Annotated in this window: 17 protein-coding genes; 13 read left to right on the top strand and 4 right to left on the bottom strand. The window is 68.0% G+C overall.

Features of this window, described 5'->3' with window-relative positions; all coding sequences use genetic code 11:
- Positions 1 to 89 precede the first annotated feature (89 nt).
- The 5 genes from hemE to hemB all read left to right on the top strand — a co-directional run bounded on the left by hemE (position 90) and on the right by hemB (position 6046).
- Complete coding sequence (gene hemE, locus RM25_RS13270; RefSeq protein WP_257009061.1) at positions 90 to 1160, top strand: uroporphyrinogen decarboxylase; 1071 nt, start codon at positions 90 to 92, stop codon at positions 1158 to 1160.
- 1 nt (position 1161) lies between these two features.
- Positions 1162 to 2283, top strand: a complete 1122-nt coding sequence (locus tag RM25_RS08885) for a TIGR04053 family radical SAM/SPASM domain-containing protein (protein ID WP_044636336.1) — start codon at positions 1162 to 1164, stop codon at positions 2281 to 2283.
- 3 nt (positions 2284 to 2286) lie between these two features.
- Entirely contained in the window at positions 2287 to 3870 is a 1584-nt protein-coding gene (hemG, locus tag RM25_RS08880; RefSeq protein ID WP_044636335.1) for a protoporphyrinogen oxidase, read from the top strand.
- Positions 3867 to 4925 carry a ferrochelatase gene (hemH, locus tag RM25_RS08875; RefSeq protein WP_044636334.1) on the top strand — a complete coding sequence of 353 codons (1059 nt, stop codon included), beginning with the start codon at positions 3867 to 3869 and terminating at the stop codon, positions 4923 to 4925. The genes hemG and hemH overlap by 4 nt, the downstream gene beginning before the upstream one ends.
- Positions 4926 to 5047: 122 nt before the next feature.
- On the top strand, positions 5048 to 6046 hold the full coding sequence (hemB, locus tag RM25_RS08870) for a porphobilinogen synthase (RefSeq protein ID WP_044636333.1): 999 nt from the start codon (positions 5048 to 5050) through the stop codon (positions 6044 to 6046).
- Positions 6047 to 6074: 28 nt separating this feature from the next.
- On the opposite strand, the gene RM25_RS08865 is transcribed toward hemB, so the two are convergent.
- Entirely contained in the window at positions 6075 to 7538 is a 1464-nt protein-coding gene (locus tag RM25_RS08865; protein WP_013161735.1) for an MDR family MFS transporter, read from the bottom strand.
- Positions 7539 to 7646: 108 nt separating this feature from the next.
- Between RM25_RS08865 and RM25_RS08860 the strand changes: the two genes are divergently transcribed.
- The 6 genes from RM25_RS08860 (at position 7647) to RM25_RS08835 (ending at position 13777) form a co-directional block, all read left to right on the top strand.
- Positions 7647 to 8366 carry a TetR/AcrR family transcriptional regulator gene (locus RM25_RS08860; RefSeq protein WP_144406060.1) on the top strand — a complete coding sequence of 240 codons (720 nt, stop codon included), beginning with the start codon at positions 7647 to 7649 and terminating at the stop codon, positions 8364 to 8366.
- 57 nt (positions 8367 to 8423) lie between these two features.
- Positions 8424 to 9749 (top strand): glutamate-1-semialdehyde 2,1-aminomutase, encoded by a 1326-nt coding sequence (gene hemL / locus RM25_RS08855; protein WP_044636331.1) that lies wholly within the window; start codon positions 8424 to 8426, stop codon positions 9747 to 9749.
- Positions 9750 to 10017: 268 nt separating this feature from the next.
- Positions 10018 to 11535 (top strand): methylmalonyl-CoA carboxytransferase subunit 5S, encoded by a 1518-nt coding sequence (locus RM25_RS08850; RefSeq protein WP_044636330.1) that lies wholly within the window; start codon positions 10018 to 10020, stop codon positions 11533 to 11535.
- 15 nt (positions 11536 to 11550) lie between these two features.
- The gene (locus RM25_RS08845; RefSeq protein ID WP_044636329.1) at positions 11551 to 13125 is read left to right on the top strand and encodes an acyl-CoA carboxylase subunit beta; all 1575 of its coding nucleotides are present in this window, start codon (positions 11551 to 11553) and stop codon (positions 13123 to 13125) included.
- 15 nt (positions 13126 to 13140) lie between these two features.
- Positions 13141 to 13389: a hypothetical protein gene (locus RM25_RS08840; RefSeq protein ID WP_013161730.1), complete on the top strand. Its 249-nt coding sequence runs from the start codon at positions 13141 to 13143 to the stop codon at positions 13387 to 13389.
- A gap of 16 nt (positions 13390 to 13405) precedes the next feature.
- Entirely contained in the window at positions 13406 to 13777 is a 372-nt protein-coding gene (locus tag RM25_RS08835; RefSeq protein ID WP_013161729.1) for a biotin/lipoyl-containing protein, read from the top strand.
- A 130-nt stretch (positions 13778 to 13907) separates the two neighbouring features.
- On the opposite strand, the gene RM25_RS08830 is transcribed toward RM25_RS08835, so the two are convergent.
- Together RM25_RS08830 and RM25_RS11985 are read right to left on the bottom strand one after the other, a co-directional pair.
- Positions 13908 to 14651, bottom strand: a complete 744-nt coding sequence (locus tag RM25_RS08830) for an SDR family oxidoreductase (protein ID WP_013161728.1) — start codon at positions 14649 to 14651, stop codon at positions 13908 to 13910.
- Positions 14652 to 14741: 90 nt separating this feature from the next.
- A complete protein-coding gene (locus tag RM25_RS11985) occupies positions 14742 to 15473 on the bottom strand; it encodes a TetR/AcrR family transcriptional regulator (protein WP_013161727.1) in 732 nt (243 codons plus the stop codon).
- A 330-nt stretch (positions 15474 to 15803) separates the two neighbouring features.
- Here RM25_RS11985 and RM25_RS08820 point away from each other — a divergent pair, with 330 nt between their 5' ends.
- A complete protein-coding gene (locus RM25_RS08820; RefSeq protein ID WP_044636836.1) occupies positions 15804 to 16553 on the top strand; it encodes a phosphoglyceromutase in 750 nt (249 codons plus the stop codon).
- Positions 16554 to 16752: 199 nt separating this feature from the next.
- On the opposite strand, the gene phoU is transcribed toward RM25_RS08820, so the two are convergent.
- On the bottom strand, positions 16753 to 17430 hold the full coding sequence (gene phoU, locus RM25_RS08815) for a phosphate signaling complex protein PhoU (protein ID WP_013161725.1): 678 nt from the start codon (positions 17428 to 17430) through the stop codon (positions 16753 to 16755).
- A gap of 312 nt (positions 17431 to 17742) precedes the next feature.
- On the opposite strand from phoU, the gene RM25_RS08810 reads away from it, so the two are divergent.
- Positions 17743 to 18912 (top strand): sensor histidine kinase, encoded by a 1170-nt coding sequence (locus RM25_RS08810; RefSeq protein WP_063493795.1) that lies wholly within the window; start codon positions 17743 to 17745, stop codon positions 18910 to 18912.
- The last annotated feature ends 2 nt before the right edge of the window (positions 18913 to 18914 follow it).

Raw genomic sequence — 18914 nt, 5'->3', positions numbered from 1 at the left:
GTCCCTCGGCCCATCCGCAGGAGGTGGCCGCCCTGGCCGCCCGCCTGCTCGGCGGCCGGGCACTGTCGCAGGAGATCTACCCCGAAGCGCTGCCCGCCGACCATCCCAGCCACTCCGGCGCCATCGCCGACAGTGCGCTGCTGAGCGCCTGCCGTGGCGACCGTCCGGCCCGCACCCCGGTGTGGTTCATGCGCCAGGCCGGGCGATCGCTGCCCGAGTACCGGGCCGCCCGCGAGGGCACCACGATGCTGGAATCGTGCCTGGACCCGGCCCTGGCCGCCGAGCTCACCCTGCAGCCGGTGCGTCGCTACGGCGTGGATGCGGCGATCTTCTATTCCGACATCATGGTGCCGCTCAAGCTGGCCGGCGTCGACGTCGAGATCGAACCGGGCGTGGGTCCCGTGCTGGCCCATCCGGTGCGCAGCCGTGACGACATCGCCGCGCTGCCGACGCTCACCGACGAGGCCCTGGCCCCGATCCGCGAGGCGATCGGACGGGTGACCGCCCAGCTGCCCGATGTGCCACTGATCGGCTTCGCCGGCGCCCCGTTCACGGTGGCGTCCTATCTGGTGGAGGGCCGCCCCAATCGCACCCATCCGCGCACCCATGCGCTCATGCATGACGATCCGCAGGCGTGGGAGGCGCTGCTCGAATGGGTGGCCGAGGTCGACATCGCCTTCCTGCGCGCCCAGGTGCTGGCCGGCGCCAGTGCCGTGCAGCTGTTCGACTCCTGGGTCGGCGAGTTGTCGCTGGCCGACTACCTGGTGCACGTGCAGCCCGCATCCGGACGCGTTCTGCGTGCCCTGGGCGAGCTCGGCGTGCCCCGCATCCACTTCGGCACCGGCACCGGCCACCTGCTGGTGGCGATGCGCGACGCCGGAGCCGACGTCATGGGCGTGGGTGCCGACCTGACGCTGGACGCCGCCAACGAGCTGCTCGGCGGACGCACCCCGCTGCAGGGCAACATCGACCCGGCCGTGCTGGCCGGCCCGCCCGAGGCGGTTGACGCCGCGGTGGCAGCAGTGCTGGCCGCCGGACGCGCCGCGCCCGCCCACATCGTCAATCTGGCACATGGCGTGCCCAAGGACACCAACCCCGATGTGCTGGCGCACATCGTCGACCTGGTCCATGAGGCGCCCGCAGCTGCGAAAGGACACTGATATGTCACATCCCGCCGGAATCGGTTCCGTCAAGCCCGTCAACTGGGCCTACGACCGCGCACCGATGATCATCTACTGGGAGCTGACCACTGCCTGTGGCCTGGCGTGCCGGCATTGTCGCGCGACGGCCCAGCCCGATCCGGCACCCGGCGAGCTGACCACCGACGAGGCACTCGGCGTGCTCGACGAGTTCGCCGGCTTCGGCTCCCCGGCACCCCATGTGATCTTCACCGGCGGCGACCCGATGCGTCGCGGCGACCTCGACCAGCTCATCGCCGCCGCGAACCAGCGCGGGCTCGGCGTCTCGCTGGCCCCGGCCGTCACCCCGCTGCTGTCGGCCCAGCGACTCAAGGACCTCAAGGCGCTGGACGTGCAGGCCATCTCGTTGAGCCTCGACGGCTCCACGGCCGCCCACCACGACGGCATCCGCCAGGTGCCGGGCACCTTCGACGCCACCATGACCGCGCTGGCCGACGCGAACGCGGCCGGTGTGCCCGTGCAGATCAACACCCTGGTCACCGACGAGACCGCCAAGGACCTCGACGATGTCTACGAACTGCTCAAGAACTACGACGTCATGCAGTGGAGCCTGTTCTTCCTCATCTCGGTGGGACGCGGTGCCCAGCTGCGCGAGCTCACCCCCGGTGACGCCGAGCGCACCCTCATCAAGTGGGGCAGGATCGGACGCACCTCGCCGTTCCGCATCAAGACCACCGAGGCCATGCAGTACCGCCGCATCAATGCGCAGGCCATGATGCATGCCGGCAAGACCCGCGAGGACGTGGAGAACAGCCCGGCGGCCCGTGGCTTCGGCATCCGCGACGGGAACGGCATCGTGTTCATCTCGCACCTGGGCGAGGTCATGCCCTCGGGCTTCCTGCCGCTGTCGGTGGGCAATGTCAAGGACCGCAGCATCGTGGAGCTCTACCGCGACACCGAGCTGATGCGCCAGCTGCGCCGTCCCGAGGAGTTCAAGGGACGCTGCGGTGTCTGCGAATTCGACCGTTGGTGCGGCGGCTCGCGGGCCCGTGCCTATGCCTGGACCGGCGACCCGCTCGCCTCCGACCCGCTGTGCCCCTATGTGCCTGAGAAGATGCGCGAACACGATCTGAGTGTTGCCTGACCAATGAGCACCACCGATCGTGTGACCACCCCCACCCCGACCGTTTCCGGCACCGACGCGCCCGGCCCTGATGCCTCGCACTGCCACCTGGTGGTGGTCGGCGGCGGCATCACCGGCCTGGCCGCTGCCTGGCAGGGCATGGCCCGCGGCGCGCGGGTCAGCGTTGTGGAGTCCGATGACCACTTCGGCGGCAAGGTCGTCACCGACCGGCGCGACGGCTTCCTGGTGGAGCAGGGGCCCGACTCGTTCGTCGCCTACCGGCCCGCCGCACTGAAGTTGATCGAGGAGCTGGGCCTGTCCGACCAGGTGATCGCACCGGGTGGGGGACGCCGTGTGAGCCTGCTGTCGCGCGGCAAGCTGCGTCCGATGCCGGCCGGCATGGGCATGGTGCTGCCGACCCGCATGTGGCCCTTCGTCACCACCACCGTGCTGTCATGGCCCGACAAGATCCGCGCCGGGCTCGACCTGGTGATCCCGCGCCGCCTGCCCGACCATGACGTGGCGATCGGCGCCTTCCTGCGCCAACGCCTGGGTGATGGCATCGTGCGTCGCTTCGCCGATCCGATGGTCGGCGGCATCTACGGTGCCGGTATCGACGAGCTGAGCCTCGACGCCGTGCTGCCGAGCCTGCGTGACAACGAGCGCGACCACCGCTCCCTGATGGTCGCCTCCCTTGCCGGCGGACGCGCCAGCCGGCGCGCGGCCCGGCAGCGGGCGGCCCAGAACAACGCGCAGCAGAACAGCTCGCACCAGAACAGCACAGGCCAGAACAACTCAGCGGGGACACGCGGCCCGGCCGCATCCCCCTTCCGCACGTTGCGCGGGGGCCTCGGCCAGCTGATCGATGCCCTGGTCGACCAGCTGCGTGCCGGTGGCGTCGAGCTGCTGGTGAACACCAGCGTCGACCTGCTGGGCCGCGACGGGGTGCACCTGTCCGATGGGCGGGTGCTGCCCGCCGATGCGGTGGTACTTGCCGGGGGAGTGGCCAGCTCGGCGCGGTTGCTGCGACCCCAGCTGCCGGCCGCCGCCCGTGCCCTGGCGCAGATCCCCCTGGCCTCCACGACGATCGTCTCGCTGGCCTGGCCGGTCAGCGCCTTCGACGTCGCCCCTGATTCGCAGGGTTGGCTCGAGGCCGACGCCGGCCCGGTCAGTGGCCTGACCGCCAGCTCCATCAAGTTCGCCGGCCGCGCCCCCGACGGTTCGGTGCTGATGCGCGTCTTCGTCCCCGACAAGCGCGGCCCGCTCACCGACGCCCCCGACGACGAGCTGCTCAGCGCGGTGATCGACCATGTGCGCCCCCTGCTGGGCGTGCACGGCGAGCCCGGCCTCACCCAGATCACCCGCTGGCACAAGGTGATGCCCAAGTACACCGTGGGACACCTGGAGCGCGCTGCGGTGGTCGATTCCACGCTGGCCGAGCAGCGTCCCACCTGGGCGGTTGCCGGGAGTGCCCTGCACGGCGTCGGGCTGCCCGACTGCATCAGCGACGCCCGGCACAGCGCCGACGAGGTGATCGACGCCGCACTGGCCGCTACCCCGAGCGCACCCACCGGCAACGCCGCCACCGACCGGACGGAGACCCGATGACGAGCTTCGACGCCCTACTGGTCGCTGGTTTCGGCGGTCCCGAATCGATGGCGGAGGTGCCCGATTTCCTGCAACGGGTCAGCGGCGGGCACATCCCGCCCGACCGGCTGGCCGAGGTGGAGCACCACTACGCGCGCTTCGGCGGCGTCAGTCCGGTGAACGCCCAGCACCGCGCCCTGGCCGCGGCCCTCGGGGAGGCGCTGGTGGCACGGGGCATCGACGTGCCGATCGCCAACGCCAACCGCCACTCGATGCCCTACATGGACCAGGCCCTGGCCGACCTGCAGTCCCGTGGCATCCGTCGGGTGCTGACGCTGGTGCCCACGCCCTACGCGTCCTACTCCGGATGCCGTGCCTATCGCGAGGAGCTGCTTGCCGGCACCCGGATCGACGACGAGGGACGCCCCGCCCTGCAGGTGGTCAAGCTCGACCCCTATGCCGACCTGCCGGCGTTGGTCACCGCCCAGGTACAGCTGTTGCGCGCGGCCTTGGCCGATCATCCCGACGCCCACCTGGTGTTCACCACCCACTCCATCCCCACCGCCATGGCCGAGACCTCGGGTCCGCACGGCAACGCCTACATCCCGCAACACTTGGCGCTGATCGACGCGGTGATGGCCGAGCTGGCCGCCCTTGGCCTGCGTCCCTCCTGGGAGCTGGCCTACCAATCGCGGTCCGGGAGCCCACGCACGCCGTGGCTGGAGCCTGACATCAATGACGTGATCACCCGCCTGGCCGGCGAGGGGGTCCGCGACGTGATCTGTTCACCGATCGGATTCCTCACCGATCACATGGAGGTGGTCTGGGACCTCGACACCGAGGCCGCCGCGACGGCCGCCGAGCACTCCATGGCCTTCACCCGGGTGGCCACCGTCGGCACCCTGCCGGTCTTCATCGAGGGGCTGGCCGACCTGATCGTCGCTGCCTTGTCCACCAAGCCGGGCACCGGCCCCGACGCCCCTGCCGCGCGCCATTGGTGCACGCCGGATTGCTGTCCCAATGCCCGGATCGCCGGCAGGCCGACGATCCCCGGTTTCGCCGCGGGTCCACGGTGACGCGTCCCGCGGGCAGTCCCGCCCACGCCATCTTCCCAAGCACCCTTCCCTTCAAGCGCCCTTCCCCTCAAGCACCCGGGCTCGCCCAGTCGGGCACATTCACCCTCTGACAAGGACAGATAATGGCTGATATCTCCATCGATCCGATCGTCCAGCGGCCCCGCCGCCTGCGCCGCACGCCCGCCATCCGCCGCATGGTCGCCGAGACGCGGCTCGACCCGGCCGACCTCGTGCTGCCGATGTTCGCCGTGGAGGGGCTCACTGAGCCCCGCGAGATCGCCACCATGCCCGGCGTGTGGCAGCACACCAAGGAATCGCTGCAGAAGGCCGTGCACGACGCGGCCGATGCCGGCGTTGGTGCGGTGATGCTGTTCGGCACCCCGCTGGAGCGCGATCCGATCGGCTCCCAGGCATGGAACCCGCACGGCATCCTCGCCAACGCGGTGCGCTGGGCCGTCGAGGCCGAGCCGGAACTGCCGGTGATCGCCGATGTCTGCCTCGACGAGTTCACCGACCACGGACACTGCGGCGTGCTCGCACCCGACGGCACCGTCGACAACGACGCCACCCTGCCCCTGTACGCGAAGATGAGTGTCGTGCTGGCCGACGCCGGCGCGGCCATGCTGGGTCCCTCGGGCATGATGGACGGCCAGATCGCTGTGATCCGCAAGGCCCTGGACGATGCCGGCCATACCGACACCGTGTTGATGGCCTATTCGGCCAAGTACGCCTCGGGCTTTTTCGGGCCCTTCCGCGAGGCCGTCGACAGCCAGCTGAAGGGCGACCGACGCGCCTACCAGCAAGATCCGGCCAACGCCATCGAGTCCCTGCGCGAGATCGAGCTCGATCTCGAGCAGGGTGCTGACTTCGTGATGGTGAAGCCGGCCATGGCCTATCTCGACGTGTTGGCGGCGGCCCGGGCCATCTCCAATGTGCCGGTGGCCGCCTATGTGGTGTCGGGGGAGTACTCGATGATCGAGTTCGCCGCCAAGGCGGGCGCCCTGGACCGCAAGCGCTGCATCATGGAAGCACTCACCAGCGTCAAGCGCGCCGGCGCCTCCACGATCGTCACCTACTGGGCCACCGAGGTCGCCATCTGGCTCAACGAGGTGCGTTCCTGATTCGACGCCGCCGGCGCGTGGCGGCGGTCTAGTCGCCGGCAGCCACGATGGCCGGTTGTCGGCTCGCCGGGGTGGCGTCCGTGCGCTCGGCCGTGGGTCGTTCGTCCGGCGCGAGGAACAGCGCGGCGACGGCAGCCGCCAGGGTCATGGCGATCGTCCACCAGAAGGCCGCATCGAACCCGTCCCGGGGACGCGCGGTGCTCGCTCGTGAGGTGAGCGCCACCGCCACCAGGGCCGTGCCGAAGGCGCCACCCAGCTGTTGCACGATGCGGGTGATCGCCGAGGCATGTGGCATGTGCTCACGGGCGATGTCCACATAGGCCCCGGTCATGATCGGGATGAGCACCACGCCCATGCCGAAGCCCCGCACGAACAGCACCGTGCCGAGCAGCCACAGCCCGGTGTCGGTGCCTGCCAGGGCGAAGGGGACGGTCGCGGCGGCGCTGATCAGCAGGCCTGCCACCGCGGTGAGGCGCGGGCCGAAGCGGGCGACCAGGGAGCTCACGATGAACCGCGACAGCAGGGAACCGATGCCCTGCGGGATCAACAGCAGCGCGGCGTTGAGGGCGTCGTAGCCGCGCAACGACTGGAAGTACAGCGGCAACAGGAAGTTGGCCGAGAACAGGGTGGCGCCCACCAGCGTCAGGGTGACCGAGGAGACGCGCACCGAGCGCACCGCCAACAGGCGCACGTCGATCAGGGCCCGGCTGCCGCGTCGGCGCGCCCAGGCGACGAATCCGGCCAGCAGCGCCAGGCCCACCAATGCCGGAACCAGCACGTCGGCGCGATGGAAGCCGCCCACGTCGTAGGCATTGGACAGGCCGTAGAGCATGCCGGCCAGGGCCAGCGACAACAGCACCGCGCCGACCAGGTCGAGTCGTGGGTGGCCTGCTGCCGGGCGCGGACGGTCATCGGTGATGAACGCCATGGCGAGTACCCACCCCACAACGCCGATCGGCACATTGATCAGGAACAGCCAGTGCCAGGACAGCCAGTTGAGCACGACGCCGCCGAGTACGGGCCCGATGATCGGCCCCAGGGCGATCGGCAGGCTCACATTGGCCATGGCCCGGGTCATCCCACGTCGGTCGACGTGTTGCATCACCAGGGTCTGCATGAGCGGGAACATGATGCCGCCCCCGAAGCCCTGCAGCACCCGGAAGGCGATGAGCGAGGCGGCGCTCCAGCTCAGCGCGCACAGGGCGGAGCTCACCGTGAACAGTCCGAGCGCGAACAGCCACAGCCGCTTGCCCCCGAACCGGGTCTGGGCCCAACTGACGAAGGGGATCGCCACCGCGAGCGCCAGCAGGTAGCCGGTGCTCACCCATTGCAGCGTCGAGACCGGTGCGTGCAGCGCCTCGGTGAGGGTGTGCATGCCGATGGCGACGATCGTCGTGTCCATGATCGCCGTGATCCCGCCGACCACCAGCGCGACCAGCAACCTGCCAGTCGACTGCGTCGTGGCCGCACCATCGTGTGGATTCACCACCATGACCTCCAATAGAGAACGAATGCGTACACAACATAGGCGCGTAAGATAGTGGACGCAAGCGATCACAATGAGTACTTTTCGGGGTTGGTTTTCGGGATGGGGGGAGTCGTGGCGGACGCGGACGGGCAGGGGACGATCCCCCGGGAGACCAGGCGGCGCGGCCCGGCGCTGGAGAAGGCGATCCTGGACGCCGGATGGCGCGAACTCGCCGGTGCCGGCTACGCCGGACTCACCTTCGAGGCAGTGGCCGAGCGCGCCCACACCGGCAAGGCCGCCCTCTACCGGCGCTGGCCCAACAAGGAGTCGCTGGTGCTGGCCGTGCTGTCGCAGCGCTACTTCAATGACCCGGCAACGGTTCCCGACACCGGATCGCTGCGTGGCGATGTGCTGGCCGTGCTGCGCGGCGCGAATCGCCTCGGCGACGATGCGCCGGCCCTGATCAGCGTGTTGCTGGGGGCCTACTTCGATGAGACGAACACCACGCCCCAGGAGTTGCGTGCCCATTTGCTGGGCGATCGGGTGGACACGATGGCGCTGCTCGTGGAGCGTGCCATCGCTCGCGGTGAGGTCGCCGCGCCGCTGCCCCGACGCGTGCTGGCGCTGCCGATGGACCTGGTGCGCCTGCAGTTCTTCATGACCTTCCAGAGCGTGCCGGACGAGGACATCGTGGACATCGTGGACACGGTCTTCCTGCCGCTGGCCACGGGGACGACGCGCGCCGGGGACGCTGGGGGAGCCGGGGGCCCGGATCACACCGGAGGCGCCCCGGATCCGGCCCGCGCCTGGGCGACCGGTCGTCGGGCCGGCCCCGCTGCGGGCAGACCCTAGAATCGAGGGGCAAGGCCATCCCGCTGCCGGAATGCCCGGCCCGACAAGGAAGAACCCATGAGTGTCAGTGACGAATTGTTCGCAGAAGCCCTCAAGGTCATGCCCGGGGGCGTCTCCTCGCCGGTGCGCGCCTACCGCAGTGTCGGGGGCACGCCACGCTTCGTGAAGCGGGCGCTGGGTTCCCACATCGTCGACGTCGACGACAAGCGCTATGTCGACCTGGTGTGCAGCTGGGGGCCGATGATCGCCGGCCACGCCCACCCCGAGGTGGTGGCCGCCGTGCTGCAGGCCGTTGCCGATTCCACCTCGTTCGGCGCGCCCAGTGAGGTGGAGCTGCGGCTCGCCCAGGCCGTCGTCGCCCGCATGGGCGGCGCCATCGACAAGGTGCGCTTCACCTGTTCGGGCACCGAGGCCGTGATGACCGCGGCCCGACTGGCGCGCGGCATCACGAAGCGACCGCTGCTGGTCAAGTTCGTCGGCTGCTACCACGGCCATTCCGATTCCTTCCTGGTGTCGGCCGGCTCCGGGGTGGCAAGCCTGGGCCTGCCCGATTCGCCCGGCGTGCCCAAGGAGGTCGCCGGCGACACGGTCGCCCTGCCCTATGGGCGCATCGACATGGTCGAGGAGCTGTTCGCCGAGCGTGGCGACCAGGTGGCGGCCATCGTCACCGAGGGCGTCCCGGCGAACATGGGCGTCATCGTGCCGCCCGAGGGCTTCAACCGTCGCCTGCATGACATCGCCCACGCCCACGGCGCCCTTCTCATCCAGGACGAGGTGCTCACCGGTTTCCGGCTGAGCCCCACCGGCGCCTGGGGACTGCAGGGGGCGAAGGAGGGGTGGACTCCCGACCTGTTCACCTTCGGCAAGGTGATCGGTGGCGGCATGCCACTGGCGGCCGTGGGTGGTTCGGCGCAGCTGATGGACTACCTGGCCCCCGAGGGGCCCGTCTACCAGGCGGGCACCCTGTCGGGTAACCCGGCTGCCTGCGCGGCGGGGCTGGCCACGCTTGCCCTCATGGACGACGCCGCCTACTCCCGACTGGACGCCACCGCCGACCGGGTCTCGGCGATGGCCGATGCGGCGCTGGAGTCCGCCGGGGTGCCCCACCGGATCAACAAGGTCTCCAACCTGTTCAGCGTCTTCCTCACCGACGCCCCGGTGACTGACTTCGCCTCGGCGTCCAAGCAGGACACCAAGGCGTTCTCGCGCTTCTTCCACGCGGCACTCGATGCCGGCCTGTGGCTGGCCCCCAGCGGCTTCGAGGCCTGGTTCTGCTCCACCGCCCTGGATGACGACGACCTTGAGGTCATCGACGCCGGCCTGCACAAGGCTGCACAGGCGGCCGCCCAGGGCCTTTCCTCGTTGGAGGATGTGCGCCGCTGATCGGTGTCTCGCCAGGCGGTGGCAATTGCGGAGTGGGCGCGTTTCCGGCTTGTTCGCCGGACGCGCCCACTGCCATGTCCGAAACTGTTCAAATGGTGATCACGGCGTGTTCGTAATGCGAGATTGCCTGTCATTTTCCGGCGGCGCCGAAGGTTTTTTGGTAGGTCGTCTGGGGTGCCTCGGATGAACGCTGTTAGATTCCTGTGATCTGCGTTTAGTGCCCCCACCCCCTTGCCCGAATCGCCGCAGAACGTGGGAGGATGGCGCCATGAGTCCGCGAGAAATTGAGGTTTCCGAGCCGCGCGAGGTTGGTATCACCGAGCTCGTGCTGCGCGATGCCCATCAGAGCCTGATGGCCACACGAATGGCAATGGAAGACATGGTCGGCGCCTGTGCAGACATTGATGCTGCCGGGTACTGGTCAGTGGAGTGTTGGGGTGGTGCCACGTATGACTCGTGTATCCGCTTCCTCAACGAGGATCCTTGGGAGCGTCTGCGCACGTTCCGCAAGCTGATGCCCAACAGCCGTCTCCAGATGCTGCTGCGTGGCCAGAACCTGCTGGGTTACCGCCACTACAACGACGAGGTCGTCGATCGCTTCGTCGACAAGTCCGCTGAGAACGGCATGGACGTGTTCCGTGTCTTCGACGCCATGAATGATCCCCGCAACATGGCGCACGCCATGGCTGCCGTCAAGAAGGCCGGCAAGCACGCGCAGGGCACCATTTGCTACACGATCAGCCCGGTCCACACCGTTGAGGGCTATGTCAAGCTTGCTGGTCAGCTGCTTGACATGGGTGCTGATTCCATCGCCCTGAAGGACATGGCCGCCCTGCTCAAGCCGCAGCCGGCCTACGACATCATCAAGGCCATCAAGGACACCTACGGCCAGAAGACGCAGATCAACCTGCACTGCCACTCCACCACGGGTGTCACCGAGGTCTCCCTCATGAAGGCCATCGAGGCCGGCGTCGACGTCGTCGACACCGCCATCTCGTCCATGTCGCTCGGCCCGGGCCACAACCCCACCGAGTCGGTCGCCGAGATGCTCGAGGGCACCGGGTACACCACCAACCTTGACTACGATCGCCTGCACAAGATCCGCGATCACTTCAAGGCCATCCGCCCGAAGTACAAGAAGTTCGAGTCGAAGACGCTTGTCGACACCTCGATCTTCAAGTCGCAGATCCCCGGCGGCATGCTCTCCAACATGGAGTCGCAGCTGCGCGCCCAGGGCGCCGAGGACAAGATGGACGAGGTCATGGCCGAGGTTCCGCGCGTCCGCAAGGCCGCCGGCTTCCCGCCCCTGGTCACCCCGTCCAGCCAGATCGTCGGCACGCAGGCCGTGTTCAACGTGATGATGGGCGAGTACAAGAGGATGACCGGCGAGTTCGCCGACATCATGCTCGGCTACTACGGCGCCAGCCCGGCCGATCGCGATCCGAAGGTGGTCAAGTTGGCCGAGGAGCAGTCCGGCAAGAAGCCGATCACCCAGCGCCCGGCCGATCTGCTGCCCCCCGAGTGGGAGAAGCAGTCCAAGGAGGCCGCGACGCTCAAGGGCTTCAACGGCACCGACGAGGACGTGCTCACCTATGCACTGTTCCCGCAGGTCGCTCCGGTCTTCTTCGAGCATCGCGCCGAGGGCCCGCACAGCGTGGCTCTCACCGATGCCCAGCTGAAGGCCGAGGCCGAGGGCGACGAGAAGTCGCTCGCCGTGGCCGGTCCCGTCACCTACAACGTGAACGTGGGCGGAACCGTCCGCGAAGTCACCGTTCAGCAGGCGTGAGGATGATTGCCAATCATGGCTGAAAACAACAATTTGAAGCTCGCCAGCACCATGGAAGGTCGCGTGGAGCAGCTCGCAGAGCAGCGCCAGGTGATCGAAGCCGGTGGCGGCGAACGTCGCGTCGAGAAGCAACATTCCCAGGGTAAGCAGACCGCTCGTGAGCGCCTGAACAACCTGCTCGATCCCCATTCGTTCGACGAGGTCGGCGCTTTCCGCAAGCACCGCACCACGTTGTTCGGCATGGACAAGGCCGTCGTCCCGGCAGATGGCGTGGTCACCGGCCGTGGCACCATCCTTGGTCGTCCCGTGCACGCCGCGTCCCAGGACTTCACGGTCATGGGTGGTTCGGCTGGCGAGACGCAGTCCACGAAGGTCGTCGAGACGATGGAACAGGCGCTGCTCACCGGCACGCCCTTCCTGTTCTTCTACGATTCGGGCGGCGCCCGGATCCAGGAGGGCATCGACTCGCTGAGCGGTTACGGCAAGATGTTCTTCGCCAACGTGAAGCTGTCGGGCGTCGTGCCGCAGATCGCCATCATTGCCGGCCCCTGTGCCGGTGGCGCCTCGTATTCGCCGGCACTGACTGACTTCATCATCATGACCAAGAAGGCCCATATGTTCATCACGGGCCCCCAGGTCATCAAGTCGGTCACCGGCGAGGATGTCACCGCTGACGAACTCGGTGGCGCTGAGGCCCATATGGCCATCTCGGGCAATATCCACTTCGTGGCCGAGGACGACGACGCCGCGGAGCTCATTGCCAAGAAGCTGCTGAGCTTCCTTCCGCAGAACAACACTGAGGAAGCCTCCTTCGTCAACCCGAACAATGACGTCAGCCCCAATACCGAGCTGCGCGACATCGTTCCGATTGACGGCAAGAAGGGCTATGACGTGCGCGATGTCATTGCCAAGATCGTCGACTGGGGTGACTACCTCGAGGTCAAGGCCGGCTATGCCACCAACCTCGTGACCGCCTTCGCCCGGGTCAATGGTCGTTCGGTGGGCATCGTGGCCAATCAGCCGTCGGTGATGTCGGGTTGCCTCGACATCAACGCCTCTGACAAGGCCGCCGAATTCGTGAATTTCTGCGATTCGTTCAACATCCCGCTGGTGCAGCTGGTCGACGTGCCGGGCTTCCTGCCCGGCGTGCAGCAGGAGTACGGCGGCATCATTCGCCATGGCGCGAAGATGCTGTACGCCTATTCCGAGGCCACCGTGCCGAAGATCACCGTGGTGCTCCGCAAGGCCTACGGCGGCTCCTACCTGGCCATGTGCAACCGTGACCTTGGTGCCGACGCCGTGTACGCCTGGCCCAGCGCCGAGATTGCGGTGATGGGCGCCGAGGGTGCGGCAAATGTGATCTTCCGCAAGGAGATCAAGGCTGCCGACGATCCCGACGCCATGCGCGCCGAGAAGATCGAGGAGTACCAGAACGCGTTCAACACGCCGTACGTGGCCGCCGCCCGCGGTCAGGTCGACGACGTGATTGACCCGGCTGATACCCGTCGAAAGATTGCTTCCGCCCTGGAGATCTACGCCACCAAGCGTCAGACCCGCCCGGCGAAGAAGCATGGAAACTTCCCCTGCTGAGCGAGGAGAGAAATTATGGCTGATGAGGAAGAGAAGGACCTGATGATCGCCACGCTCAACAAGCGCGTCGCGTCATTGGAGTCTGAGTTGGGTTCACTCCAGAGCGATACCCAGGGTGTCACCGAGGACGTACTGACGGCCATTTCGGCCGCCGTTGCGGCCTATCTCGGCAACGATGGATCGGCTGAGGTCGTCCATTTCGCCCCGAGCCCGAACTGGGTCCGCGAGGGTCGTCGGGCTCTGCAGAACCATTCCATTCGTTGATCCGGGAGTAACTCACATGAAACTGAAGGTAACAGTCAACGGCACTGCGTATGACGTTGACGTTGACGTCGACAAGTCACACGAAAACCCGATGGGCACCATCCTGTTCGGCGGCGGCACCGGCGGCGCGCCGGCACCGCGCGCAGCAGGTGGCGCAGGCGCCGGTAAGGCCGGAGAGGGCGAGATTCCCGCTCCGCTGGCCGGCACCGTCTCCAAGATCCTCGTGAAGGAGGGTGACACGGTCAAGGCTGGTCAGACCGTGCTCGTTCTCGAGGCCATGAAGATGGAGACCGAGATCAACGCTCCCACCGACGGCAAGGTCGAGAAGGTCCTTGTCAAGGAGCGTGACGCCGTGCAGGGCGGTCAGGGTCTCATCAAGATCGGCTGACGCACAACAAGCACGCATCACAACAAGCAGGTGGCCCGGAACCATGAGGTTCCGGGCCACCTGCTTGTCCATGTCCGCTCGCTCGTCACCGGGACGCACCCGCCCCGGCAGGCAGAGCGCCTCGCGGGTGTCAGTGGCGGTAGACCTTGTAATTGCTCACCTGGGCACGCGGACGCACCACCATGCGATCAATGTTCACGTGTGCCGGGCGGGTGACGGCCCAGGCCACGCAGTCGGCGATGTCCTCGGCCACTAGGGGTTCGGCGACGCCGGCGTAGACCGCGTCGGCCTCGGCCTTGTCACCGGCGAAGCGGGTGAGGCTGAACTCGTCGGTCTTCACCATGCCCGGTGAGATCTCCAGCACGCGGATGGGTCGTCCGCCCAGCTCCAGGCGCATCGCACCGGCGATATTGCGTTCGGCGGCCTTGGCCCCGCAGTAGCCCGCCCCGCCCACATAGGGGTACTCGGCGGCGGTGGAGGTGAGGAACACCAGGGTTCCCTGGCCGGCCTCGATCCGGGGGAGCAGGGCCTTGGTCACCCGGGCGGTGCCCAACACGTTGAGCTGGTACATCTTGTTCCACTCGTCGAGGTTGGCGTCCTCCACGTTCTCCTGGCCGAAGGCTCCGCCGGCGTCGTTGAAGAGCACATCCAGCTGCGCCGGCAGCTGGGCTGCCATGGCGTCCACCTGAGCCTGGTCGGTGACGTCACAGGTGATGGCGACACCGCCGATCTCCTCGGCCAATGCGTTGATGCGGTCGGTGCGCCGCGCCACGCAATAGACGAGGAAGCCGTCCATCGCCAGGCGGCGTGCGGTGGCCGCTCCGATGCCACTGGACGCGCCAGTGACCACTGCTGTCCCGAGTGTTTCTGTCATGTCACCCATCGTGTCACGAGTGGGCCGGGTGTCATGGGTCGACCGGACGTCCCCAGTGCGAAGGCGTCACGGGCAGGCGGCGCCACCGGATCATTCCTCGGGTAACGGGGCGCGGCGCGTGTCGATCAACGGCGCGATCGGCACCATCTCGGGACGCAGCTGCGAGCCGTCCTGGGTGAGCCACAGGCCCAGCACCTGGCTGACGATCGCATAGGCCTGGGCCTCAAGGTTCGACCCGGAGGCGTCGGTGGGGGAGTGCACCCCCAGCGCGTGCATCACCATGCTGCCCTCCAGCGCGTCGGCGAGGTACTTCGGCGATGCCTCGGGACGCAGCAGCTGGCGTTCGCGTCCCTCGGCAAGCAGGCGTTGCAGGCCCACCAGCGACTGCGGGATGGTGCGGTTCCAGATCTTGCCGACGGTGTCGGGCTCGGCGTGGTGTTCCACCTGCAGGCGGATGATGGCCGGCCCGGTGGGCGTGGAATAGGTGTAGAGGCGGTGCTGGGTCATGGTGAGCAGGCGCTCCACGAACGGCAGGCGACGCAGCTGGCGGTCATCGAGCTCGAACAACACCGCCACGCGGTCGAAGGCTGCCGCCAGGAGCTCCTCGCGGCCGGGCCAGCGCCGGTAGATCGACGACTTGCCGACGCGCGACAGGGCGGTCACCCGACCCATCGTGAAGCCCGACCAGCCATGGCGCCCGTAGACATCGAGGGCAGCCGACAGGGCCCGCGGCTCGACCAGGGGATCGCGTGGGCGTCCCACGGCGGCGTCATGCGCGCCCGGAACCCTGGCACCTGCGGTGGTCGTGTCCCCCTGGGACATCGGTGTGCACCCTTCTTCTTCAGGTCTTCTTGTTCAAGCCTTCACGTGCCGATTGTCGCCACGCCTTCCCCGGGGGCACCCCCATCCGGCCGGTCAAGGGACCCCGGAAGGGCCCCCTTCGGCCGGGACGGTGCAGGCCCCCAGCAGCGTGGCACTGTGGGGCTCATGATGCCCTATGGGCGGGCCCCGTCAGCGTGACGTCCGATCCGTTCCCGGCCCACCACTGGCGAGTTTGGGACCGGATCGGTCCTTATCTATTTCCTCAGGCTAGTCACTTCTGCGTCACGATGGGGCCGTGCGTCCGAGGGACGGTTCTATAGAATCGTGCACATGACCTCGAAGTTGATCCTGCTCCGCCATGGCGAGAGCGAATGGAACGCGAAAAACCTGTTCACCGGCTGGGTCGACGTCGACCTCAACGAGAAGGGCGTGCGGGAGGCATCCCATGGTGGCGAGCTGCTGGCCCAGGAGGGACTGCTGCCCGACATCGTGCACACCTCGCTGTTGCGCCGCGCCATCCACACCTCGTACCTGGCCCTTGACAAGGCCGATCGCCTCTGGATTCCGGTGAAGCGCAGCTGGCGCCTCAACGAGCGCCACTACGGCGCCCTGCAGGGCCTCAACAAGTCCGAGATCCGCGACCAGTACGGCGAGGAGCAGTTCATGGCCTGGCGTCGCAGCTACGACGTGCCGCCGCCGGCCATCGAGCCCGACAGCAAGTTCAGCCAGTTCAACGACCCGCGCTACGCCGACATCCCGGCTGACGAGCGTCCGCTGCATGAGTGCCTCAAGGGCGTCGTCGAGCGCATGCTTCCCTACTGGGAGTCGTCGATCGTGCCCGACCTGAAGGCCGGCAAGACGGTGCTGGTGGCCGCCCACGGCAATTCGCTGCGTGCGCTGGTCAAGCACCTCGACAACATCGATGACCAGACCATCTCGGGCCTCAACATCCCGACCGGCATTCCGCTGTTCTACGAGCTCGACGATGACATGAAGCCGCTGGTGCCCGGTGGCCGCTATCTTGACCCGGAGGCGGCAGCCGCCGGACAGAAGGCCGTCGCCAGCCAGGGCAAGAAGTAGCCAGGCCTTCCGGGCCGGGGTCCGGGTGACCCGGATCGCCGGCTGAAGACCCGAGGGGGCCGCGCACCAGATGGTGCGCGGCCCCCTCGTTCCTGCTGTATGGGTCGTGCTGTGTGGGTCGAGCCGGGTGGTTCTTCCCGTGCGCCGGCCCAAAAGGCGTCGTCGCAAACGGTGTCGTCCCGGCGCCAGGCAGGTTGGCTCAGGTGGTCGGCCAGTCGTCGCCCTCGGGCGCCTCGCCGGTGATGATGTAGATGATCCGCCGGCCCATCGCCACCGCGTGGTCGGCGATCCGCTCGTAGTAGCGCCCCAGCAGCGCGGCATCCACGGCCTTCTCCACGGCCTTGTCGACGCCGTGGCTCCACTCCTCCGAGACGATCTGGCGGAACTGGGAGCTGCGCAGGTTGTCCATCTCGTCGTCATCGTCGACGAGTTCGTGGGCCTCCTCCAGGTTGCGGTCGAGCAGGGTGCGTCCGGCCTTGCCCACCATCTCCTGGGCGACGTCCGACATCCTGCGGAAGCTGTCCACGAGCGGCTCGGGTACGGCATGGTCGGGGTAGCGCATGCGGGCGATCTCGGCGATGTGCTTGGCCAGGTCCCCGGTGCGTCCGATGTCGGCCACCACCTGCGTGGCGGCCACGATGGTGCGCAGTTCGCCCGCCACCGGCGCCTGGCGCGCCAGCAGCGTGAAGCAGCGCTGCTCCAGCTCGTCGTGCATCGCGTCGATGCGCAGGTCGCCGGCGATCACCCGCTCGGCCACCGACACATTCGCGTCGAGCAGGGCGGTGGTGGCGTCACGCACGGCAATCTGCACCGAATCCGACATCGTGACCAGTTGGTGGACCACCTCGTCCAGCTCTGAGTGGTAGTACTCGCGCATTCGTTCTCCCTGCTGGGGCGCTCCGCGTCCCGTGGTTCGTTGCCCCGCCGGGGCGCTGGTGTCCCGTGACTGATCGAACCGCTGCCGGTCACCCACCGCGGCGGCTGGTGATCAGCACAGTCCTCGACAAGGATGCTAACGGGCCTGCGCGTCGCGGTGGTCATGGATGCGTGACGCCCATGTGAACAACTGGTGAACGACATGGGGCCCCCGCCGCCCGGCGCAGGCGCGGCGGTGCGGCACCGACCCCGTGGGCGGTCGGCGACGGCCGGCAGCTCCCCTACAATCGGCCCCGTGAGCCTTGTCCCCGCCGTGTTGCTCAGCCTTGTGCTGGGTGCACTCCTCGGTGCCGGCCTCGCCGCGGTCATCAGCTGGGGCCTCAATGCGCGCCGGCGCATGCATGAACGCCCGCCGGTGGTCGATCCCGAGGTGGCCGTCGTCGTTGACGCCCTGCGTCCCCCCGCGGTGGTGGTGGGGCCCCATGACGAGGTGGTCTGTGCCAACGAGCCGGCCCGCACCCTCGGCCTGGTGCGTGGGGGGCGCATCGGCATCCACCAGGTGCTCGACCAGGTGCGTCGGGCCCGTGAGAGCGGCAAGGCGTCGGTGCATGACGTGCGACTGGGCTCCGACCTGGCCGGTCCGGCACGCATCCTCACCGCCCGGGTGCATCCCATGGAACGCGACGCCGTGCTGGCGATCGTCGAGGACCACAGTGCCGTGCTTCGCGCCGATGAATCCAAGCGTGACCTGGTGGCCAATGTGAGCCACGAGCTCAAGACGCCGGTGGGTGCGATGCAGGTGCTGGCCGAGACCCTGCAGGCGGCCGCCGACGATCCCGAGGCGGTGCGCCACTTTGCGGGGCGGATGGGCGTGGAGAGCAAGCGTCTGGGCGAACTGGTGGGCCAGATCATCGAGCTGTCGCGCCTGCAGTCCGATGATCCGCTGCTGGGCGCCCATGTGGTGTCGGTGGATGAGGTGGTCGCCCAGGCGGCCTCCCGCACCCACGATGCGCTGGTGGGCCATGAGGTCTCGTTCTCGGTCACCGGGGACAAGGGGCTCACGGTGATCGGCGACCTCGACCAGCTGACCAATGCCATCACCAATCTGGTGGCGAATGCGATCTCCTATTCCGATCGTGGTGCGCGCGTCGCGGTGACGGTGCGGCGCGTCGCCCAGGCCGACGACCACTGGGTTGAGATCGCCGTCACCGACAATGGAATCGGAATTGCCCCCGAGGAACAGGAGCGGATCTTTGAGCGCTTCTATCGGGTGGATTATGCGCGCAGCCGGGCCGATGGTGGCACCGGGCTGGGGCTGTCGATTGTGAAGCACGTCGTGGCGGCCCATGGTGGCTCGATCAGCCTGTGGAGCCGTCCGGGCCAGGGATCCACTTTCACCGTCCGCCTGCCCGAGGACCTCGGGCCGGTGGCGGACCCGGTTCCCCAGGATCAATCCGCCGCCGGTCGCGAGCGAGGAGAATAGGC

The sequence above is a fragment of the Propionibacterium freudenreichii subsp. freudenreichii genome, from assembly GCF_000940845.1.
GTDB lineage: Bacteria > Actinomycetota > Actinomycetes > Propionibacteriales > Propionibacteriaceae > Propionibacterium > Propionibacterium freudenreichii.
This window is presented reverse-complemented; position numbering and strand designations above follow the sequence as displayed.